18 protein-coding genes and 2 pseudogenes are annotated in these 20,117 nt (G+C 61.7%); 12 read left to right on the forward strand and 8 right to left on the reverse strand.

The annotated features are described in order from the left end of the window. Positions 1 to 261: 261 nt before the first annotated feature. The 3 genes and pseudogenes from prpB to HNP00_RS21690 form a co-directional block, all read right to left on the reverse strand. A pseudogene (prpB, locus tag HNP00_RS21680) lies at positions 262 to 1,168 on the reverse strand (methylisocitrate lyase). Positions 1,169 to 1,282: 114 nt separating this feature from the next. Beyond that, a pseudogene (locus HNP00_RS21685) lies at positions 1,283 to 1,624 on the reverse strand (MmgE/PrpD family protein); the annotation flags it as partial. A gap of 88 nt (positions 1,625 to 1,712) precedes the next feature. Next, positions 1,713 to 2,696, reverse strand: coding sequence for an MBL fold metallo-hydrolase (locus tag HNP00_RS21690; RefSeq protein WP_184741786.1), 984 nt, complete (start codon positions 2,694 to 2,696; stop codon positions 1,713 to 1,715). Positions 2,697 to 2,848: 152 nt separating this feature from the next. On the opposite strand from HNP00_RS21690, the gene HNP00_RS21695 reads away from it, so the two are divergent. The 5 genes from HNP00_RS21695 (at position 2,849) to HNP00_RS21715 (ending at position 6,384) form a co-directional block, all read left to right on the forward strand. Then, on the forward strand, positions 2,849 to 3,349 hold the full coding sequence (locus HNP00_RS21695) for a nuclear transport factor 2 family protein (protein WP_184741787.1): 501 nt from the start codon (positions 2,849 to 2,851) through the stop codon (positions 3,347 to 3,349). A 227-nt stretch (positions 3,350 to 3,576) separates the two neighbouring features. After that, the gene (locus tag HNP00_RS23725) at positions 3,577 to 3,870 is read left to right on the forward strand and encodes an acyl-CoA dehydrogenase family protein (protein WP_311770648.1); all 294 of its coding nucleotides are present in this window, start codon (positions 3,577 to 3,579) and stop codon (positions 3,868 to 3,870) included. Between the two features lie 89 nt (positions 3,871 to 3,959). Then, on the forward strand, positions 3,960 to 4,487 hold the full coding sequence (locus HNP00_RS21705) for a VOC family protein (protein WP_184741789.1): 528 nt from the start codon (positions 3,960 to 3,962) through the stop codon (positions 4,485 to 4,487). Between the two features lie 64 nt (positions 4,488 to 4,551). Continuing rightward, positions 4,552 to 5,781, forward strand: coding sequence for a cytochrome P450 (locus tag HNP00_RS21710; RefSeq protein WP_221451729.1), 1,230 nt, complete (start codon positions 4,552 to 4,554; stop codon positions 5,779 to 5,781). A 357-nt stretch (positions 5,782 to 6,138) separates the two neighbouring features. Continuing rightward, positions 6,139 to 6,384: a hypothetical protein gene (locus HNP00_RS21715; protein ID WP_184741791.1), complete on the forward strand. Its 246-nt coding sequence runs from the start codon at positions 6,139 to 6,141 to the stop codon at positions 6,382 to 6,384. A gap of 69 nt (positions 6,385 to 6,453) precedes the next feature. Here HNP00_RS21715 and HNP00_RS21720 read toward each other — a convergent pair whose 3' ends face one another. From HNP00_RS21720 to HNP00_RS21740, 5 genes are all read right to left on the reverse strand, one after another. Beyond that, on the reverse strand, positions 6,454 to 6,930 hold the full coding sequence (locus HNP00_RS21720; protein ID WP_184741792.1) for a MarR family winged helix-turn-helix transcriptional regulator: 477 nt from the start codon (positions 6,928 to 6,930) through the stop codon (positions 6,454 to 6,456). Positions 6,931 to 7,033: 103 nt separating this feature from the next. Further along, positions 7,034 to 8,029, reverse strand: a complete 996-nt coding sequence (locus HNP00_RS21725; protein ID WP_221451730.1) for a PDR/VanB family oxidoreductase — start codon at positions 8,027 to 8,029, stop codon at positions 7,034 to 7,036. Between the two features lie 36 nt (positions 8,030 to 8,065). Further along, positions 8,066 to 8,551, reverse strand: a complete 486-nt coding sequence (locus tag HNP00_RS21730; RefSeq protein WP_184741793.1) for an HtaA domain-containing protein — start codon at positions 8,549 to 8,551, stop codon at positions 8,066 to 8,068. After that, positions 8,548 to 9,459: an NADP-dependent oxidoreductase gene (locus tag HNP00_RS21735; protein WP_184741794.1), complete on the reverse strand. Its 912-nt coding sequence runs from the start codon at positions 9,457 to 9,459 to the stop codon at positions 8,548 to 8,550. Before HNP00_RS21735 ends, HNP00_RS21730 begins: the two co-directional genes overlap by 4 nt. Then, the gene (locus HNP00_RS21740; protein ID WP_184741795.1) at positions 9,456 to 10,700 is read right to left on the reverse strand and encodes a CoA transferase; all 1,245 of its coding nucleotides are present in this window, start codon (positions 10,698 to 10,700) and stop codon (positions 9,456 to 9,458) included. The genes HNP00_RS21735 and HNP00_RS21740 overlap by 4 nt, the downstream gene beginning before the upstream one ends. Before the next feature lie 218 nt (positions 10,701 to 10,918). On the opposite strand from HNP00_RS21740, the gene HNP00_RS21745 reads away from it, so the two are divergent. The 7 genes from HNP00_RS21745 (at position 10,919) to HNP00_RS21775 (ending at position 20,116) form a co-directional block, all read left to right on the forward strand. Further along, a complete protein-coding gene (locus tag HNP00_RS21745; RefSeq protein WP_184741796.1) occupies positions 10,919 to 11,785 on the forward strand; it encodes a branched-chain amino acid ABC transporter permease in 867 nt (288 codons plus the stop codon). Beyond that, positions 11,782 to 13,629 (forward strand): ABC transporter permease subunit, encoded by a 1,848-nt coding sequence (locus HNP00_RS21750; RefSeq protein ID WP_184741797.1) that lies wholly within the window; start codon positions 11,782 to 11,784, stop codon positions 13,627 to 13,629. Before HNP00_RS21745 ends, HNP00_RS21750 begins: the two co-directional genes overlap by 4 nt. Further along, positions 13,626 to 14,348, forward strand: a complete 723-nt coding sequence (locus tag HNP00_RS21755) for an ABC transporter ATP-binding protein (RefSeq protein WP_184741798.1) — start codon at positions 13,626 to 13,628, stop codon at positions 14,346 to 14,348. The genes HNP00_RS21750 and HNP00_RS21755 overlap by 4 nt, the downstream gene beginning before the upstream one ends. A 103-nt stretch (positions 14,349 to 14,451) precedes the next feature. Next, positions 14,452 to 15,579, forward strand: a complete 1,128-nt coding sequence (locus tag HNP00_RS21760) for an ABC transporter substrate-binding protein (RefSeq protein ID WP_260405115.1) — start codon at positions 14,452 to 14,454, stop codon at positions 15,577 to 15,579. Positions 15,580 to 15,700: 121 nt separating this feature from the next. Continuing rightward, positions 15,701 to 17,896 (forward strand): acetate--CoA ligase family protein, encoded by a 2,196-nt coding sequence (locus HNP00_RS21765; RefSeq protein WP_184741800.1) that lies wholly within the window; start codon positions 15,701 to 15,703, stop codon positions 17,894 to 17,896. Continuing rightward, on the forward strand, positions 17,883 to 19,172 hold the full coding sequence (locus HNP00_RS21770; RefSeq protein ID WP_184741801.1) for a CaiB/BaiF CoA-transferase family protein: 1,290 nt from the start codon (positions 17,883 to 17,885) through the stop codon (positions 19,170 to 19,172). The genes HNP00_RS21765 and HNP00_RS21770 overlap by 14 nt, the downstream gene beginning before the upstream one ends. Then, complete coding sequence (locus tag HNP00_RS21775; protein ID WP_184741802.1) at positions 19,169 to 20,116, forward strand: enoyl-CoA hydratase/isomerase family protein; 948 nt, start codon at positions 19,169 to 19,171, stop codon at positions 20,114 to 20,116. Before HNP00_RS21770 ends, HNP00_RS21775 begins: the two co-directional genes overlap by 4 nt. Position 20,117: the final 1 nt, after the last annotated feature.

Genomic DNA, 20,117 nt, shown 5'->3' on the forward strand with positions numbered 1-20,117 from the left:
GGGAGATCTTGAAGCAACCATCATCAGACTGAGCCGTAGTAATCTGCCGTACTTCCGGGTGATCGGCAGAACCACTCGTCGACTGTCGGGAGCCTGATTTCCTGATTTATGACCCACGCGTGCGTAGTCCTTCGAGCAAATGTCACCTGCCACAATGGCCTGCCCTGCTGGGATCAGGCCACGAGACGCGTGTGGCACGCCAGTCACCGAGGCTGCAAGGACGCTTCGGGGCCTTGTCTGAGGTTGATGCAGGCGTGGGGGTTAGCGGGCGCCAGGGATTTGGAGGTTGAAAACGCCCGCATCGAAGTGGTTGTAGGCCTCGTAGTCCACGAGGTCGTATAGACGGGTGCGGGTAAGCATCGCCGGGACCCGGACCTCTTGGGTGCCCAACTTCTTGATGGTCTCGAGGGTTGATTCTGCTGCGCCCATAGCAATGCGGAGCAGGGTGACGGGGTAGATCACCATGTTCACGCCGACGCGCTGGAGCTGTTCGGTGGTGAAGAGATCGCTTTTGCCGAACTCGGTCATGTTGGCCAGGATCGGCACGTCCACGGCTTCGCGGATGGCTTGGAACTCGGACAGGTCCTTCATGGCTTCGGGGAAGATGGCGTCGGCGCCGGCGTCGACGAGTGCCCGGGCGCGTTCCTGGGCTGCCTGGATGCCGTCGACGGCGCGGATGTCGGTGCGGGCCATGATGAGGAAGTTCGCATCGCGCCGGGCGTCGGCTGCGGCGCGGATGCGTTTGGCTGCGGTGTCGGTGTCGACGACGTTCTTGCCGTCCAGGTGCCCGCAGCGCTTGGGGTTGAATTGGTCCTCGATGTGGCAGCCGGCGAGTCCGGCGTTTTCGAGTTCCTGGATGGTGCGGGCGACGTTCATGGGTTCGCCGAAGCCGGTGTCTGCGTCCACGAGGCAGGGGAGTTCGGTCATGCGGGCGATCTGCCCGGCCCGGGTCGCGACCTCCGTCAGCGTGGTGAGGCCGATGTCGGGCAGGCCGAGGTCGTTGGCGAGGACGGCGCCGGAGATGTAGACCCCGGGGAAGCCCTTCTCTTCGATGAGGCGTGCCGAGAGCGGGTTGAACGCGCCCGGGAAACTGGGCGATGGTCCCGGAGTTCAACAGTTCCCGGAGCTTCAGCCGTTTCTGCTCCGGGGTGGTGGTGGAGTAGAGCATCTAGAACAGCCCTTTCGGTGCGTTGCTGAGGTCGATGACGCCCGGGGCGGCGGCAATGTTCAGCTGGTCCAGCTCGCCCGGTCCCAGTTCGGGGAGGCGCTCGACGGCGGCGAGGTCGCCGGGGTGGGAGTAGTCCGCGGTCAGGCACGTGGCGTGGTAGTCGAGTTCGCGGACGGCGACGCCGTCGGCCCAGGCGGCCCACTCGGGGGAGCCCCTGCCGATGGTGGTCGGCACGCGGGTCAAGGACTGCGCCCGGGCAGTGATGATCGGGGTCCGGTTCAATGACGCGACAGCAACGGAGGCATTGTCGATCACGCGGTTGATGATCATCTCCGCAACCAGGGGAGTCACTTCGACGGGGTCGGCGGCGACCGTGGCAATCTTGTGCGCCAACTGCTCCTCACGGTCAAGGTTCTCTTCGCTCTTGTAGACGGGCGCCGTATGAATGGCCGTCATTTTGTATCCCCTTTCCGGAGACTTGAAAGGTTAGTCAGTGGTTCTTTTCTTGCAGCCACTGTTCGACTGGGGTATCGCAGGCTTTTGTTCAGGTGGACTGCATATCCGAAACTTTGTCAAAAGCTTGCATGGCACTGTAGATATCTGCGCTTCCATAGTTCCTCGCCAGATGCTGCGCGACCTGGTGAAGCGCCGAGAACAGGTGAATGCCTCCGAGAGCCGACCAACCGCGAGACCATCTCACTCGCTGTGCTACCTCCCACACCGAGGCCGTCGTGTTCGATGCTGCCGCCACCTCTCGTCCTCGACGCAGGTGGTGTGTGCGGATCGCTTCCGTCCGCTCTGGGAGATCGGCGATGGGCGGACCGTGTCCCGGCAGGCCAAGACGCACATTCTCAGCATCCAGCGCGCTGAGAGCGCGGAGATAATCGACCATGGGATTGCGCTCCGAGATGCCACCCAATCCGACGCCCGGGTTCTCTTCCGGCAGCACATGGTCGCCTACAAATGCGATGGAATGTTCACGGTCGATCACGCACATGTGGCCGGGCGTGTGCCCGGGGGTGGCGAGGGCGATGAGGGTCCGACCGGCGATTCCGAGATCTTCGCCGTCGCGGAGCGGCATGATGTCAACGGATGATCCCTGGGGGATCCGCGAGGAGCTCACAGAGATCAGCTCAGCGAGCCGGTCGGAGGGGACTCCCCAGCCGCGCAAGAGTCGCTCGGGGTCCTTGCCGCCGTAGCTACGGCCCAGTGTCATCAGCTTGAGATCGGCTTCGTGGACGCGGATCACCCCACCCGAGGCTCCGCTAATCCGAGCGGCCATGCCGGAGTGATCGAAGTGACCATGGGTGACAGTCACGCTGGCTACATTCGCGACGCCCGCACCACGGCGTGCCAGAGTCGACTCGAGCCGTGCCCAATTGGCGTCGGTGTCCGGTCCGCAGTCGATCAGGTGATATTCGTATCGACTGCCTTCGACGAGATACGCGTTCGACGTGCGATTGCTCAAGCCAGGGAAGCCCATCTTTATTACCTCAGCCGGAAAAGCGTCACTCGATGCAGAACTCATCAGGGTAATCTCCTCGTTCTGTCGCCCGTGCCACCCAGGCAACTCAGTTGTCCCGCTTCCGTGTGGAGATAACTCTACCGATAGTAGTTAGCTAGGTAAAGTAGTTGTATGATCTGAATCATCTCTCCTTATAATGACGAAAGGATTCTGTGATGACTCTCGACGATGTGATCGCACAGCAGGAAATTCGGAATGTGCTGCTCCGTTATTTTCGAGCCATGGACCGCGTGGACAATGAGATCGGTTACTCGATCTTTCACGATGACGGGGTTGGAGATTACGGGCCTGGTATCTTCTCGGGGCCTGGCCGCGAGCTCATCGAATGGCTGAATGTTTACAACCGCACACTTATTGCGAGCCATCATCAGATGTCGAACTCGATGATTGAGGTGAATGGCGACCGTGCTGCGAGTGAGACCTACGTCAACGCCACTCTCATTCGCCAGGAGGCCGGGGACTACATCGTGCGCATCGTCTATGGCCGCTACATCGACAAGCTTTCGAAGCGCGATCGTCGCTGGGCTATCGACAGTCGCTTCTACCGTCGCGACTTCTTCTACGAACAGAAGGTGGCTGACATCACTATCGGTGAGAGCAGCCCTCGTACCGCAGGCGATCCGTCGTATGCGGTATTCGCCGAGTTGCGGTCTTAGCTGGGGTGCAGTTTGCGGGGTCTCGCGGTCGGCGCGAGATCTTGCGCCCGAGCGAAGCCAGCCACCGCAGGGTGTCTGGCCGCAGTCCGACCCAGGCGGCAGCTATGACCACGATTGATCCCGCGAGGATCGCGAAGCCCCACCAACTCTGATCGTCGCGAACCGCCCACATGTGGTTGAAATTTGCGATCGCGCCCGTTGCAAACGCGAGCGTCACATGCACAACGATGAACGCGACGAAGAACACCATCACGGCGAAATGCAGGCGCCTGGCGACAGCAACGGGAAACCCCCGAAGAGGCCGCATTCGGGAAGATGTCCCACGACTGCGGAGTTGCGCGCTGCCACTGCCGCGTCGTAACCGGGCGTGGCAGCGCAATCTGCTGACTTCGCCTTACTTGCGTATCGCGGGTGGCACTGACGAGATTCAGCGCAACATCATTGCCGAACGGATTCTCGGGTTGCCCGCCGACAAGGGCGACAATCGCCGGCTGCCATTCAATCAGTTGGTGCGCGGATGATTGGCAATCTCACTCTGGAAGTATTAGTTAGCTATGTGTAGTATTTGTCTATCGCTCCACCGAGCGTGCGCTTTTCACAGGAGGAAGCAATGTCATCAAAGCCGATGCTGAAGCTTTATCACACCGGAATCATCGTCGACAGTCTGCAGAACGCGATGGACACGATGGGACCGGCACTCGATCTGATGTGGGCGCCGCCGCGCACGTCGACGGTCCCGATGCTCTGCCCTGATGGCGTGGTCGGGCGTGAGGTGCGGTTCACTTATTCGCTGCAGGGCCCGCATTACATCGAGCTTCTCGAGCAGATCGACGCGACGCCCTACCTCAATCTCACGGGTGGTCGGCGCGTTCACCACCTCGGCTATTTCACCGATGACCTGGTGGGTGCGGCAGCGGATCTCGAGCGCCGCGGATACCGTCGCGAGCTGTCGGGCGTCGACGAGAACGGCGGAATCGCCAGGGCGACATTCCACTACAACGCCGAAGCGCCCGGTATGTGGATCGAGCTCGTTTCCCACGAGATCGCCGCAGAGATCGGCGACTGGATCCGCGAGGCAGCCGAGGCGAACGGCGTTCCCTTCCAAGATCCGTTTGCGTTGCCCGCGAAGACGGCATGAGGTTCTGGCGATGACACCCAAGTCAGGGATGACTCCCAAGTCAGGTCTGCCGCTTCTAGAGCGAGTGCAGTTGCTCCTGGCCGGCGACTCCGAAATGCTCGCCGACCCCTTTCCCACCTGGAACCAACTTCGTGAGCAGCACCCGGTCTGGCGACTTCACGATGCGGTGGTCTTGAGTCGGTACAAGGATGTGCGTGAGCTGCTGGGTGACGACAACGTGCTCTACAGCAGGGCGGCGACCAAGCACTCGCGACGGTACGAAGAGGCTCGCGAGCGGTTTTCGCCAGAGGGGCGTGAAGCATTCGACTACGTGCTCGACCAGGAGTTCCAGCAGTTGGTACGACTCGACCCGCCCGATCATCCGCGCATCAAGTCGCTCGTTCAGCCTCCGTTTGCGATTCGTTCGCTGAAGGCTGAGATGGACGAGAAAGTAATGGCGCGTGTCACGCAGGGTCTCGACGAACTCGCTGTTGTCGATGGCGCCGTCGACTTCAAACGATTTGCGTATACGCTGCCCCTCACCGTGCTTGGCGACCTGCTGGGCATCCCGCTCGGCGATCTTGAGCAGATCCATGAGTGGGCGAAGCGGATCGCGGAGAACAAGTTCAACGCCGATTCGGAAGAGTCGGCGATCGAGGGGGCCCAGGCGTATGCCGGGCTGATGGATTACATCGAGTTACTGCTCGAACGCCAAAGGGAATCCGGGGCAACCACCGGTCTCATCGCGGCGCTGATCGATTCCGAGCGTTCGGGTCTGATGACCCACGACGAGTCGAAGGCGATGGTCGCGTTGATGATCTTCGCCGGCCACGAAACAACCAGCAATCTGCTGACAATCGGCATGCTCAGCCTGCTGACCCACCGCGACCAGTGGGATGGCCTCGTCGCAGAACCGGACCTGGCGGCGAAGGCAGTCGAAGAGCTCACCCGGTTCGTCACACCCGCCCACTTCCTGCCGTACGTTGCTGCGCAGTCGAGGGTCATCGACGGGGTGCAGATCGAGGTCGGCGATACGGTCATTGGAGTGCTCGCAGCAGCGAACCGCGATCCCTCTGTGTTCACTGACCCGGATTCGCTCGACATCCAGCGAAAAGAGAGCCGGATGCACATCGGGTTCGGTATGGGAACGCACTCTTGCCTTGGGGCGGGTCTGGCCCGCATGGAGGCCGTCGCATTGTTCCGCCAGATGGCGGAGCGGTTCCCAGAGGCGACGCTGGCCGAAGACTCGTTCGAATGGGGCGGTCGATCGCTGAGGACGCCGCTGACGCTGCCGCTGGTGCTGAACGCCAAATGAGGATTATGCGGGTCTTCGGACTTTGGCCTGGTCGGATGAATTTCGAGGACCCCGCCGTGGCGGGGATTTGAGGGAGGAGCCGGGGGTCTTCAGGATGAAAACGACATAGCATTACTTTCACCGAAAGCCTAGACATGTCGCATGTTCTTTGCGGCAGCAGCGTGAGTGCTTGCGCTGCTGCGTGTGCGTTGTTCAACCCGTCCCGCCCGGACTCCAGGTCGTGGCCATTGAAAGTGCCGATCCGGCCGTCCTGGTGCTGACCGTCGAAGCCGAACCGGAGGCGCCGGTTGCCAAGAGTGCAACCCGCCGCACCTGTCAGTGATGGTCGAAAACTGAGCCGTTTCGTGGGCCGGCACAATGGCTCAGTTTTCAACCGTCACCGACAACGCCGCCGAACAGGCAGTGGATGCCCTGGAGTTGGATGACACGACGGTTTCGGCCTGGACGCGCAGGCTCGGCGTGGACTGGCACGCAGCCTGGGCCGGCACCAAGGTTGAAGCCGGCAGCTGGGTCGCGGATTCGAAGCGCCTGGAGGAATCAGGACCTGGGAGTGGACGAGCACATCTTGAAGCCGTCGCGCATCCGCACACCGACCGTCCGTGACTTCCTAAAGATCACACCGGGCAGCGGGACCATGCCTAATTCCGAAGAGCCAGATATGCCGTCTTCGGGCTAATCGTCAGAGGAGGGCGGGGAACTCAGCTGAAGTGTCGTCAGTTTTTCCAGGGCAGGGAGAGCCTGGATGAGTTTGTCGACCTCGTCAGGCGTGAGTTGATTGATGTGTTCGGTGAGCCAGATCTCGCGCTTCTCGAGCAGCTCGATGCGTTTGGCTTCGCCCAGGGCTGCCAAGCGGATCGACTGCGCGCGGCGGTCGGCGGCCTGCTCCTCGCGTGAGATGAGGCCGAGTTCGAAGAGGCGATTGAGGGAGCGCGTGACGGCGGGTGGCGTGACACCTTCGCTTTCGGCGAGTTCTTTCGCCGTGACCGGTTCGAGGCGGTGAATGGTCATGATCAGCGAGATGAGGGCGTAGGGTAGCCCGTCGTTGTTCTGCTGGCGTAGCAGTCTGCCGAGACGCCCGAGGGCCATACGCAGGCGAATCAGGTTCGTCTGCGAGATGGGGTTAGCACTGGTCCGAGCGCTTGATGTCATTGGATCGCGCCATAGTTCATAGGGTGTTTTACTCACTGTTGTGCCCGCGTGGCCGCGCAGCTACGGCAACAATATACGAAGATGTCCATCGGCTGTCCAATCCCTAAAGGTCGAGCTTCAGCGGGCATCCCGCGATCGAACGCGACACACAGATGAACATCGATTTGTTGGCGGCCTTTTCGCTGTCGGTCAGAATCGAGTCGCGATGGTCTGGCAACCCGGCCAAAACAACGGTTTCGCAGGTGCCGCAGGTGCCTTCGCTGCACGACGAGATCACCGGCAGGTCATTCGCTTCGGCGATTTCCAGAATCGACTTTCCGGCGGGTATGGTCAGTTTCAGATGGCTGTCGGCGAATTCAACTTCGAAGTCGACGTCGTCTGACTCGTCGATGTTCTTGCTCACGAAGCGCTCGGTGTGCAGGCTATCGACCGGCCAGTGGGCTGTCGCGGCCTCAAGGTCTGTGAGAAGTGACTCAGGGCCGCAGGCATACACCAGGGTGTCTGGTTGCACCTCGGCGAAGTAGGCGGCGAAGTCCATCCGGCCGTCGGTGTCTCCAGTCACGACTTTTACTCGGTCGCCGTGGTGGGCGAGCTCTTCGACGAAGGCCATCGAGGAACGTGAACGGCCCGCGTAGACGAGGTTCCAGTCTAAGGCGTTCTGCTCGGCCGCTTCGATCATCGGAACGATCGGCGTGATGCCAATGCCGCCGGCGACGAAGACATAGTTCTTTGAGGGATGCAAGACGAAGTGGTTGCGCGGCAGGCTGACCGTCACCGGCGAGCCCACGGCGATGCGTTCGTGCACGGCGTGAGAACCCCCGCGTCCTTCAGCCTCCTTGAGGATGCTCACCCGCCACTTCTCGGTGTCGGCCGAACTCGACGAAAGCGAATACTGCCGAATCAAGTCGTCGCCGAGGTGCAGATCGATGTGCGACCCCGGCGTCCACGGCGGCAGGGCGCCCCCGTCGGGGTCGACGAGGGTGAGCGAGACGACGCCGTCTGCTTCGACCGTTCGGGCGGTTACGACGAGCGAGAGTCGGGCGTTGGGGTCGTTCGGGACCTCTCGCTCTGTGATGTGTTCTGCCAGAGTTGGCATCATTCCTACTTCCTATGTGACGGGATGCTTGTGGTGAGTTCAGCGCTGGGCGTAGACCACGGTGACCGGGTCCATCGCGCTGCCGCTTTCGTATTGCCGATTGAAGACGCCGATCGCCTCGACCGCCAGGGTCGAGGCGATGTCTACCCAGATGTTTGATCCGTCCTCCGTCTCGAGAGTCAAAGTGGCCAAGGCTATGCGCTTTCCTGATGCGGGATCGCGGTCGGGATCAGGAATGGTCAGGGCCGCGCCATCGAGACCGATTTCGATCCAAGGGTCGGTGATAGTGACGCTCATCATGCCGAAATGGCCTCTCGCGTGCGCGGTGCCGCTGAACTTGAGAACGCCAAATCCAGTTTTGGGATCGAGCTGTGAACCGGGCTGCGCGGGGAACGAAAAACGGCCTAGCCCGCAAACAGTGGCCGGCTCCGCGGCGGTGATCTCGCCGTCGTCGAGGCCCGAGACGTATTCGATGAACGTGCGCTTGATGCCCCAGTCCAGCGACGCCGGTGAAACGCCGCTCATGAGGTCAGCACCGTTCGACGCCCGAGTCGGTTTTCGAAGGCCATCAGGGCGGTGGCAATGTCGCTGAGCCTGAACACGGAGGGTTCGCCGAGGTTCAGGCTTCCGTCGGCCAGGTAGCCGAGAAGCGTGGCGAGGTTCGTGCCCGACTCCGGCACGATCACGGTCACGCCAATCGCCCCGTTCGCTCCGACGCTCTCGGGCAGTGTGCCGGGAACGCAGGTCACGTAGGTTCCGCCGGGCCGAAGGGCGTAGGCGGCGTCGATTCCGGCCGCATCGATAATCGCGCCGAATGAGGATGCCGGAGCTTCGCCTGTGTAGACCGCCGAAACCGGCCCGACCGAAGCGAGCGCGTCGCCCTGGGCATGGGTTCGAACCAGAGCATGAACCTCGACGCCGAGCCTCGCCAACAATTGAACGACACAACTGCCGACCGCTCCGGCCGCGCCGACGACGAGAACAGCCTGATCCGGTATGGGGCCGAGCTCGTCGACCGCCTTCAGCGCGGTGAGACCAGCCAAGGGCAGCTGAGCGAGCACGGTGGGCTCAATTCCTGCCGGTGCCAGGGCAAGTGAGGTCGCGGGCAGCGCGACGAGCTGCGACCATGTTCCCCGACCGGTCGAGGCCATCGTTGACATTCCGATAACCCGGTCGCCCACCCTGAATGTGTCGACGTCCGGCGCCACCTTGTCGACGATTCCCACCAGGTCCCAGCCCAGCGTGAACGGCGACGTTCCGGCACGGGGGGCGATGCGACCGCTGCTGATTTTCACATCAGCAGGGTTGATACTCGAGGCTTCGAAGCCAATCATCACTTCACCGGTGCCCAGGATCGGCTCAATGGCCTCTCTGTAGCTGAGCGTTTCACGCCCGCCCGGAAAATCGAATTGCACAGCGTACATCGCGTTCATCTCCCGGATCTGTCAGCGCTGAGTTGCAGCGGGGATGCGGCTGCCGCTCCGGTTGTCATCGTGCCGAGCCACTCGTCGAGAATCTCGTCGGAGTGCTGGCCAAGCAGGGGTGCCGGGCGGCTGGCGGGGGCCGACCATCCACTCATCGTGGCGGCCGAACGCGGCACCGGGTAGACGCCGATGTCGGGGTGGTCGACGTCATCGAAAAGAGCGCTTCGCCGCACGAGACCGTGTGGGGCTGTCGCCATCTGTTCCACCGAATGGTACTCGCTCCAGAGCACCGAGCTCGCCTCTAGTTGCGCGCGGGCCTCGTTGCTGTTCAGTCGGGCGAACCAAGGCGCAAAGAGCGCGGAGGCGAGGTCCCGGTATTCGTACCGCACAGCTTCCTCGGCGAAGTTGATGCCGAGACTCGATTCGATGCCGGCGATGGCATGCTGGGTTCCCGTCAGTGCAACGAGCGCCTTCCAGTGCCGCTCGGTTAGGGCGACGATCATGAATCGGCCGCCATCGTTCGCCGCGAAGTCGCAGCCGTAGGAGCCGTAGAGCGAATTCCCTTCGCGGAGCCGGTGGGCCCCGTTCACGACGACATCGGCCACATAGCCGAGTTGGGCGAGGGTGGATGCGGCGACGTCGGCGAGGTTTAGGTGCACCGATTGGCCTAGTCCAGTAGTGCGCCGCAGTCGCTCAGCGGTGAGAACTGCCAGAGCGGCATGCAGCCCGGCGAGGAGGTCCCAGGCGGGCAGAACGTGGTTGACCGGCTCTTTCGTGTTCACGGGGCCGGTGATGAACGGCAGGCCCGTTTCGGCGTTGATGGTGTAGTCGACTGCCGAGGAGCCATCGCTTCGGCCGGCGAGGTGAACGTGGATGAGATCAGGGCGAACCTGGCGGAGCTCCTCGTACGAGAGCCAGTTCTGCCCCACCGCGTTGGTGACGACGATGCCATGGCCCTGCCCGCCGACGCTCAGGAGCCGGCGCACCGTGGACTTGCCCTCTTCTGACCGTAGGTCGAGTTCGAGTGACCTCTTTCCCCGGTTGAGGCCAGCCCAGTAGAGACTGGTCCCGTTGGGCGCGAGCGGCATCCGGCGGGTGTCGGGAGCCCCTCCTCGGGGGTCGATGCGAATGACGTCGGCACCCAGTTGGGCCAGCGTCATCGTCGCGGAGGGACCCGCTACATAACTCGACAGATCGACGATGTGCAGGTCGGCGAGGGGGCCGTTCGAGGCCCGTTGGGGGGAGTCCACGAGAACCTCCGTGTGTCGCGATGAACTATTCGTAAACTAGGTTAACTGTACATCGATCGACGCGGTTGTCGACATGAATTTTTTCCGGATCAAACATCTAAGTTCATTCGCCAAGGCTATTGACTCCGGATTTTTTTGATGTACGTTTGCTCAAACACTTAACGACGCTAACTAGTTCTGTCGGAAGGCGTTTTGTACTTACAAAGGAGTGAGTGTCTATGGTCGTTTTTGTGATCGCTGTGCTGTCGGTTTCGGCGGTGCTGGTGCCCTTGGTGGCATCTGTGAGCCTTGTCTATCGGGTTGGTGGCGTCGTCAATTTCGGCGCGGGCTACGTCGCTGTTTTCGCCGCGGCGGCATGCGCGTCATGGACGTCGGCGAGCAGTTCGCTCGTCGGGGCTCTGATGACGCTTATTGCGGGCGCCGTTGTCGGAGCGGTTACCTACTATGTCGCCATCCGCCCGGCGCAGAAGCGCGGCGTCTCGCCGATCGGGTTGACGCTTGCGTCGCTCGGAGTGGGTCTCATTCTGAATTTCGTGACCCGCTCGATCTTCGGCGGAGCGCCGACGGTCGTACAACCGTGGATTTCGGGCACGATCGAGATCTTCGGGTACCGAACTGCTACCCAACGAATTCTCGTGATCATACTGGCAGTGCTGCTGTTGCTGGTGCTCTGGTTCGTTCTCGACCGTACGCTTGTCGGGCGTTCACTGACGGCCGTTTCGCACGACAACGAACTCGCGGCGATCTACGGCATTCACGGCGAGCGGTTTCAACTGCTCGCTTGGGTGGTTGCGGGCATCTGCCTCGCCGTCGGGGGAATGTTTCAGGCTAGCCTGGCCAGCGTCTCTGTCGAAGTAGCCCCGACCCTGTTGCTCTTCTCGCTGGTGGGCTCGGTGATCGGTGGACTCGGCTCATTGTTCAGCGCCGTCGGCGGGGCGGTGGTCGCGGGAGCCGCGGCCACCGCGATGGACACGTTCATCGGCCCCGGGCTGCAACTGACAGGCCTCTTCATCGTTCTCACCATCGTGCTCACGTTCAGACCCAATGGACTTTTCACCTTTAGAGGAACGGCGGAACGAGTATGACAAACGCAACGTTCACCAGTCGCTTGGCGGGGCCTACGACTCTGCGTATCGCCGCGCCGATTGTTCTCGCGCTGCTCGGCTTGAGCGTTTCGGGCAATGCCTATATGGTGCACATCGCGTCGGCGGGCCTGATCGCCTACATCCTGACCGTGTCCTTCAACCTGATCTATGGCTACGCCGGAATATTCAACATGGCTCTAGTCATGACATATGGCCTTGGCGCGTTCACCAGTGTGTTCCTCGAAGTCAAATTCGGGTTCAATTTCTGGATCGCGCTCCTCGCGGCGGTGGCGGTCACGACGATTCTGGCGGTGTTGGTCGCTTTGCCGACCCGGCGCCTCAGCGAAGTCTTTCTTGCCATTCAGACTCTTGCCTTCGCTCTCGCGCTGGCGGAGGTTGTTGTGAACTGGAAGGATTTCAGCGGCGGAACGATCGGCATCTTTCTCATTCCGCCGCCGGATTTCTTCGGGGTTCTGCTGATCGGCGGGCTGCCGGCGTATTACTGGCTGATCGCCGTCTTCGCCTGGTTGGTGTTCGAGCTGATGCTTCGCATCCAGCGCTCGGCAATGCGACGCAAGTTCACAGCCCTTCGGGAAGGGCCGCGCATCCTGTCAGCAGTCGGAATCTCATCGAGTTCGACCCGCCTTGTCGCATTCGCGATCTCCGGTGCACTCGCCGGACTTGCAGGAGTGCTTTTCGCCCACTTCCAGCTCGTGATGGATCTGGACACGTTCAGCTTCACCCGCCTCATCGCCTTGCTTCTGGCTGTCATTCTCGGCGGTGCCGGCTATTTCTGGGGGCCGCTCTTCGGCGTCGTAGCGCTGGTGGTGATGGATGAAGTGTCACTTGCGACGAGTTCTGCGCAAGACCTCGTGTACGGCATCGGCATCCTCGTTCTCGTGATCTTGACGCGTGGCGGCATCGCCGGTGCATTCAGCGATCAATGGGCGCGAATCAAGGGCAGGATCGGGTTGGTCGAACCTGTCGTGACAGCGTCGGATACGCCGGCGGGGTTGGCGACTGCGGCTGCTTCAGTCATCGAGCGGGTGGAACGCATGGTTCTCACCGAGCGAACGGGCACGGTTCGGCAACTGGCGCTGACAGACATCAGCGTCAAGTTCGGCGGCAACACTGCTGTCGATCATGCCAGTGTTCAAGTCTCGACCGGCGAGGTCGTTGGGCTCATCGGCCCGAACGGAGCGGGTAAGACCACGCTTCTCAATACCGTCACCGGTGATGTACCCACCTCGAGCGGTTCGATCGAACTCGACCTAATAGAACTGATTGGCAGACGCCAGCCGGAGATCGTTCGGCGTGGCATCGGGCGAACCTTCCAGAGTCCGAAATACATTCCCGACCTCTCTGTCGTTGAGAACGTGATGCTGGGTGGCGACGGGCGGGCGAAGGCGAGTGCGATCGGCCAGGCGGTCTATTCGCCGCAGGCGAGGCGCGATGACAAGAGAATCCAGTCGCGGGCGATGGAACTGCTTGCCGACTTCAACATCGCCGGCAGAGCCGAACATCCAGCAGGCGCGCAGCCGTACGGTGTTCTGCGCATGATCGAGATCGCACGCAACCTGATGCTCGAACCGTCGTTCCTGCTCCTTGACGAGCCAGGGGCAGGGCTCACTGAATTCGAACGAGACGAAGTTGCCGCCATTGTGAGGTTGCTTTCGGAACGAGAGATCGGTGTTCTGCTCGTCGATCACAATTTGCCGCTTATCACCGCAGCGTGCGACCGCATCTACGTCTTGCAGACGGGCAAGGTCATTGCTCACGGGGTGCCCGCCAAGGTCTTCGCGCAGGACGAAGTCATTTCTGCCTACCTAGGAGTGCCCAAGTGAACGCGCCGTTGCTTGACGTTCAGAACATCACCGTCGCGTACGGGCGGCACAGTCCTGTGCTCAAAGAAATTTCGCTGTCCGTCAATGCCGGCGATGTCGTCGGCCTGGTCGGGATGAACGGGGCAGGCAAATCGACGCTCATGTCGTCGATCAGCGGGGCACTGAAGCCGAGTTCGGGCCGGATCTTGTTTGAGGGGGCAGACATCGCGGGCAAGGGCACGGCGGCGCTCGCGCGCAAAGGCATCGTTGTTCTGCCAGAAGGGCACCGCGTCATCCGCCCACTGACGGTTGATGAGAATCTGCAGATTTCCACGATGTTGCTTCGTCCGGCCGAGGTGCGAAAGCGACTCTCCGAAGTGCGCGACCTCATCTATGAGTTGTTTCCCGTGCTGCTTGAGCGCAGGAACCAACTCGCCGGCCTTCTTTCCGGTGGAGAACAGCAGATGCTCTCGGTTTCGCGAGCAATCGTTCAGAACCCAAAACTCCTGTTGCTAGACGAGCCGTCACTGGGACTCGCGCCACTCATCATCGATCGCATTTACCAATCCCTCGGAGCGCTCCGGGAACGAGGCATGGCGATGCTGATCGTCGAGCAGAACAGCGAGCGGGTCGCCCGCGCCTGCTCGCGGTTGATCGTTCTGCGCGATGGCTGCATTTCGATTGAAGGAATCCCCGAAACCCTGACCGGCGCCGTGTTGAACAAAGCCTATTTCGGTTGATTCCCAGTACTTCACATCGCGCCACCACCGCACTGCACATTCAGAAAGAGAGAACATGAAGAAGTTATTCGTACCAGCAGCGATTGCAGTCGCTGCTGCGTTGATGCTCGTCGGCTGCGGCGGGGGAGGCTCTGCATCCAGCAAGCCTGTGGTCGTGGCGTTTCCCGTTCCGCTTACGAGCGGAAACAAGGCAACGGCACAGCAAATGGTCAACGCGGCCAACCTTGCGGTCTCCAAGATTAACGCCGGGGGCGGTGCTGGTGGTCGTGGGCTGCAGTTGAAGGTCTACGACGACCAGCTCACCGCCGACGCCTCAGCCCAGGTGGCCCAGCGTGCCCTCACTGTCGATGGCGCCGAAATCTTCGCGGGTGCGTACACGACGATCGAAGGACTGGCCATTCGGCAATTGACCGACGCACGCAAAATCGTCTTCATGTCGACTTCGACCATTTCGCCTGCGTTGACTGACGGATCGAAGTACGTCTTCCGCACGACGCACGTTCAGTCCGACTATCCGAACCAAATGGCTCAGGCGGCGTCAGACCTGAAGCTGAAGAACGTTCTGGTCGTACATGATGATTCACCGAGCGGGTCGTCCTTGTTCGATTCGGTCGACAAGGCTCTGACAGCAAAAGGCATCACCGCTGCGGCTCCTGTCGGCTACAAGCTGAACGCGACTGACCTGGCGTCGACGGTGGCGGCCATGCAGGCTGAAAAGCCCGATGGGGTGATCATCATCGGTTCGTCAGCCGCTGATGCCGGGCTGATGGTGAAGACGATGAATGAACAGGGACTCGTCGTGCCGCTCATCGGATTTTCATCGCCCGTTGCACCCGATGCGCTTCGAATCGGTGGTGGCGCGTACAACACTGTTCCCGTCTACAGCATCCAGAACAAGCAGCCCGATAAGCCGCTCTATGCCGACTTCGCCGCGAAGTACGCCGCTGCGTACGGCGGTACCGAAGCCCAGGCGGCCGGGGGTCTTTCCGAAGCCGCGGGTGAAACCTACGACGGATTCATTTCCCTGGCAAAGGCGCTCGATGTGACGAAGGGCGTCACTGACGGTGACGCCCTTCGTGCCGCGCTCAAGGGCCTCGCGCCGTTCGAAGGCGTCTCCGGAAAAGCGGCTGGCACCATGTCGTTCGCGAACAGTGCGCAAGCGTTCAAAGACGAGATGGTCACGCTGAAATACGACCCGTCGACTCAACTGCTGGTCGCGTTCAAGCCGTAACCAGCCCCACACGGAAGGCCCGCCTCCGCTTCGAACGCCGGGCGGGCTTTCCTTTACAAAAATAATGAACATGGTAAACTAAATTCCATTGAACAAGCGCATTCACTGTAAGGAGGCCTTGATGGCCGTCGCTGAACTAACCGCACGCCGAGCACTTGTCACGCCCGATCGCATTCGAGCGTTCCTCGAGCCTCGAAGCATCGCCATCGTCGGCGCTTCAAGCAGCTCCAGCTGGGCCATCAATCTGATGAACAGTCTCCGTCTCGGGGGCGGGGTGGAAAAGCTCGTTTTCGTGCATCCGAAATATCCTGAACTTTTTGGGCACCGCACAGTGCCGACGCTGCGCGATCTGACCGAACCGGTCGACATGGCGTTCATCATGGTGGGGCCGGGCCGGGTCATCGAGATTCTCGAAGACGCGGCGGTCGCGGGCATCCACAATGCCGTGGTTCTCGCGGCCGGGTATGGCGAAACCGGCGAAGAAGGCCGGTTGCGCCAGCTGGAACTGCAGCGCACGGCCGAAGAGCTCGACATCACCATCATGGGCCCGAACACCATCGGGTTCATCAACGGCACCCTCGGCATCGCGCCGTGGGCGGTGGCCTCGCATTATGCGCCCGTCGCGGGGCCGGTGAGCGCCGTATTCGAAAGCGGTTCCATCTCGCGGGCCACTTACGAGTTCGCTCAGGCGCATGCCGTCGGCATCAGCACGTGGGCTTCGCTCGGCAATTCCGCAGTCATGAACACCCTGGACGTTCTCGACTACCTCGTCGACGATGAATCGACGAAATCCATCGCGCTCTTTCTCGAGACCGTGCGCGACCCTGACCGTTTCATCGAGGTTTCTCACCGGGCCCTCGAGGCGGGTAAGCCGGTCGTGGTCTACAAGGCAGGACGAAGTGAGGAGGGGATGCGCTCGGCCATGGCACACACGGGCGCGATGGCGACGAATGATGCGGTCGTCGATGCTGCCTTCAAGCAGGCGGGAATCGTGCGTGTCGAGAGTCTCGAAGAGCTCGTCTCAACAGTCGGGCTGTTGGGTTACACCGACCGTCGGCCCAAGGGCAGGCGCATGGGCGTCGTCACGTCGTCCGGCGGCGGCTGCAACGTGATCGCTGACCTGGCGAGCAATCATGACCTGGTTCTGCCCGCATGGGGGAAAGAGACGATCAACGGACTGAGAGAAATGCTTCCGCCGTTCGCCTCGACCCTCAATCCGCTAGACACGACCGGTTTCGGGCATGCTCGCGAACGGCCGCGGCACACCAAGGCCGAAGACGATCTGATGGAGATCGCTGCCGAAGACCCCGGAATGGACTTCATTTTCACCATGATGACGCCTCTGCCGCAGGTGAAACCGAGTGATCCTGTCTCCATCGAGAGTCGCATGGAGATCATCGGACAGATCGCGAAGGCGTCGCCCGTACCGATCTTTTTCTCGTCGAACACCGCGCTCGATATTCACGAGTATCCGCGCGACTTGTTGCAGAAGAACGGAATCTACCTTCTGCCCGGAGTCGATCTGGCGATGTCGTCGATCGGCTACATGATGCGCTGGATCGACCAGAGCGCGCGCATCCTCGGGCGAGAGGCTTCGCACGGTGTTCCCGAACGCCCGCAGCAGGTCTTCCCGGTTGGCTCGTGGGACGAAGCAGCGGGGCGTGCCCTTCTCGAATCTGCCGGCGTGCCGATGGTGCCCGCGCGACTCGTGACGACCGCTGATGAGGCGGCGTCGGCCGCCGCGGAAATGACCGGTCCCGTCGCCATGAAGGTATGCTCAAGGGACATTCCGCACAAGTCTGACGTCGGCGGTGTCGCGCTTGGGGTTACAGATGTGGATGCCGCGCGTTCGGCTTTCGACCGCATCATCGAGTCGTCTTCAGCCAACGTACCGGGCGCGGACATTCGGGGTGTGCTGGTGTCGCCGATGCGCGAACCGGGTCCCGAACTGCTGGTCGGTATCACGGCAGATCCGACGTTCGGCCCGGTCCTCACGGTGGCTCTGGGCGGCATCTGGGTCGAGACACTGAAAGACAGCAGCATCCGGGTTCTCCCCGTGGTCGCGTCTGACATCGCCGAGATGCTCGACGAACTCAAGGGGTCTGCTCTGCTGAAGGGCGCTCGGGGAACGGCGCCGGTCGACCTTGAAGCGCTTAGCGAGGCCATTCTCGCGATCAGCCGCGCCGGCCTCTCCCTGGGCGACCAGCTCGAGGCGCTCGAAGTCAATCCCTTGCGCATCACCAGCCGCGGGGTGGAGGGCCTTGACGTGTTGGTTTCGACGATCGAGGCCGCGGAGGTCGACCATGTCCAGGCCTGAACAGATCGCCGAACGGGCGATTGAAGAAACGACGGTGGCCCCGAAAATCGCCTCGCTGCCTGCCGGGGCACTCGACGGCGTTCGGGTTCTCGACTTCACGCGCTTCATGCAAGGGCCGTATGCGACGCGCATCTTCGCAGACCTCGGTGCCGAAGTCGTGAAAGTGGAGCGCCCGGGTGGCGAGTGGGACAGGCGTCTTCGCCTTTCACCGGCCGGCTTCGGCGGGTTTTTCCACAGCCTGAACCGGGGCAAGCGCTCGATGGCGGTCGATATCACAACCGACGAAGGGCGCGAACTCATTCTGAAGTTGGCGGCAACGTGCGATGTCGTGATCGAGAATTTTCGCCCTGGTGTAATGGAGCGTCTCGGGCTCGGTTACGAGCAGGTGCGGGCCGTGAATCCGAAGGTCATTTTCGCCGCGGCATCGGGTTACGGTCCGCACGGGCCGAACGCAGCCGAGCCGATGTTTGACATGGTCGCACAGGCGGTTTCGGGCGTATCCGATTTCAACCGCGGGATCGAGGGCGAGCCCCGGCTCGCTACCAGGGGCCTTGCCGACACAGCCGGTGGCATGTTTCTCGCCATGGCGGTGCTCACCGCCTTGTTCGTTCGCGAACGAACGGGACAAGGCCAGCGAGTGGATGCGTCGCTCATGGGTGCGGCGATCGGCCTGCACACGGCTGAAGTGACGATTGCACTGGACCAGAACAAGGTTTTCAGGCTCGGCGGCAGCCGAGTCACCTCCACATCGGGCGCATTCAAGGCCGGCGACGGCAAATGGCTGGTGATCGCGGCGACCGACCAGAAGCTGTGGGTGCATCTCACCGCGGCGCTCGGCCGGCAAGACCTGTTCGAGGACGAAAGGTTTGCCAAGAGCCGGGCGCGTGAAAAGCAACGCGACATTCTCGAACCGATGATTGAGGAGACATTTCTGACCAAGGGTCGTGACGAGTGGGTCGGGATCTTGCGGGCAAACAACGTTCCCGTGGCTCTCGTGAACAGCTTTCTCGACCTTGCCGATGACCCGGATGCCCTGGCTAACGGGTACATCGTGGAGCAAGAAGACAGAAAATGGGGCTCCGTCAAAACGGTGGGACTGCCATTCCATCTCGAGCGAACGCCGGGCCGGCTGGGAACTGTGACGCCTGAACTCGGTGAAGACACGATCGAGGAACTCCTCATTGCTGGGCTGACCCGAGAGCAGATCACGGACCTTGCCGCCCGCGGCGTCGTCGAGATCTACACACACGACAACGAAACAGGAGAACGCAGATGACGCGCTACGGCACAAAAGAGAGCATTGCGGCCGCGCCGCAGCTTGTGCTCTACGAAGTCGACCGGCGAACCGGGGTGGCGACGATTACGCTCAACCGCCCCGAGAAGCACAACGCGATGAGTGTGCCCATGCGTGATCGAATCGTCGACCTGATGGCAGAGGCCGAAACCGATACCGACGTCAAGGTCATCATCTTTCGGGGCAACGGCCGGTCCTTCTGCAGTGGCAACGAGATCAACGAAGAGTGGGGCCAGCGCCGGCCGCACGAACGGCGTCGAACGCTGAATGTCGGCTACCGATACGGAGCAGACATGGCGTGGGGGCGTCTCGGTTTCAGCCAGGCGATATCGCGCTCGTCGAAGGTGACGATCGCCCAGATCCACGGCTATTGCGCCGCAGCCGCTTACTTCATGATCGCCTGCAAGTGCGACGTGGTGGTTGCGAGCGACGACGCGAAAATCGGTGCTCTCGAAGCCCGCTTTCTCGGCCCGGCCGGCGCGGTCGCAAGCGTGCACATCAACCGCATTCTGGGCACGAAGGCTGCCAGGCGCACGGGATTCACGGCCATGCCGATGTCCGGCATCGAAGCAAAAGACCTCGGCCTGGTGCACCAGACAGCCGCCGTGGCAGACCTCGGCTCCGCAGCGCAAAGCGTTGCCGAGGAGATCGCCCGGAACCCTCTGCAGAAGTTGCTCTATCTAAAGGCACGAATCAAAGCCGCCGAAGGAGTCATGGACACGAGCGTGCCATCGATTACGGGCCTACTGGTGTCGCACTTCCTGCAGACGGCACCCGACGAACTCGATTTCTGGAAAACGGCGAAGGAGGTCGGTGTGGGCGGCGCGCTCGACGCCGACAAGAAGCGGCAAGGGGCGGCCGACCCCCGGGTCACGCAGCCCGCACCGACCGCGTCCGCCACAACCACTGCAACAGAGAGGAGCTGAG

Source organism: Arthrobacter sp. AZCC_0090 (assembly GCF_014207375.1).
Lineage (GTDB): Bacteria > Actinomycetota > Actinomycetes > Actinomycetales > Micrococcaceae > Arthrobacter.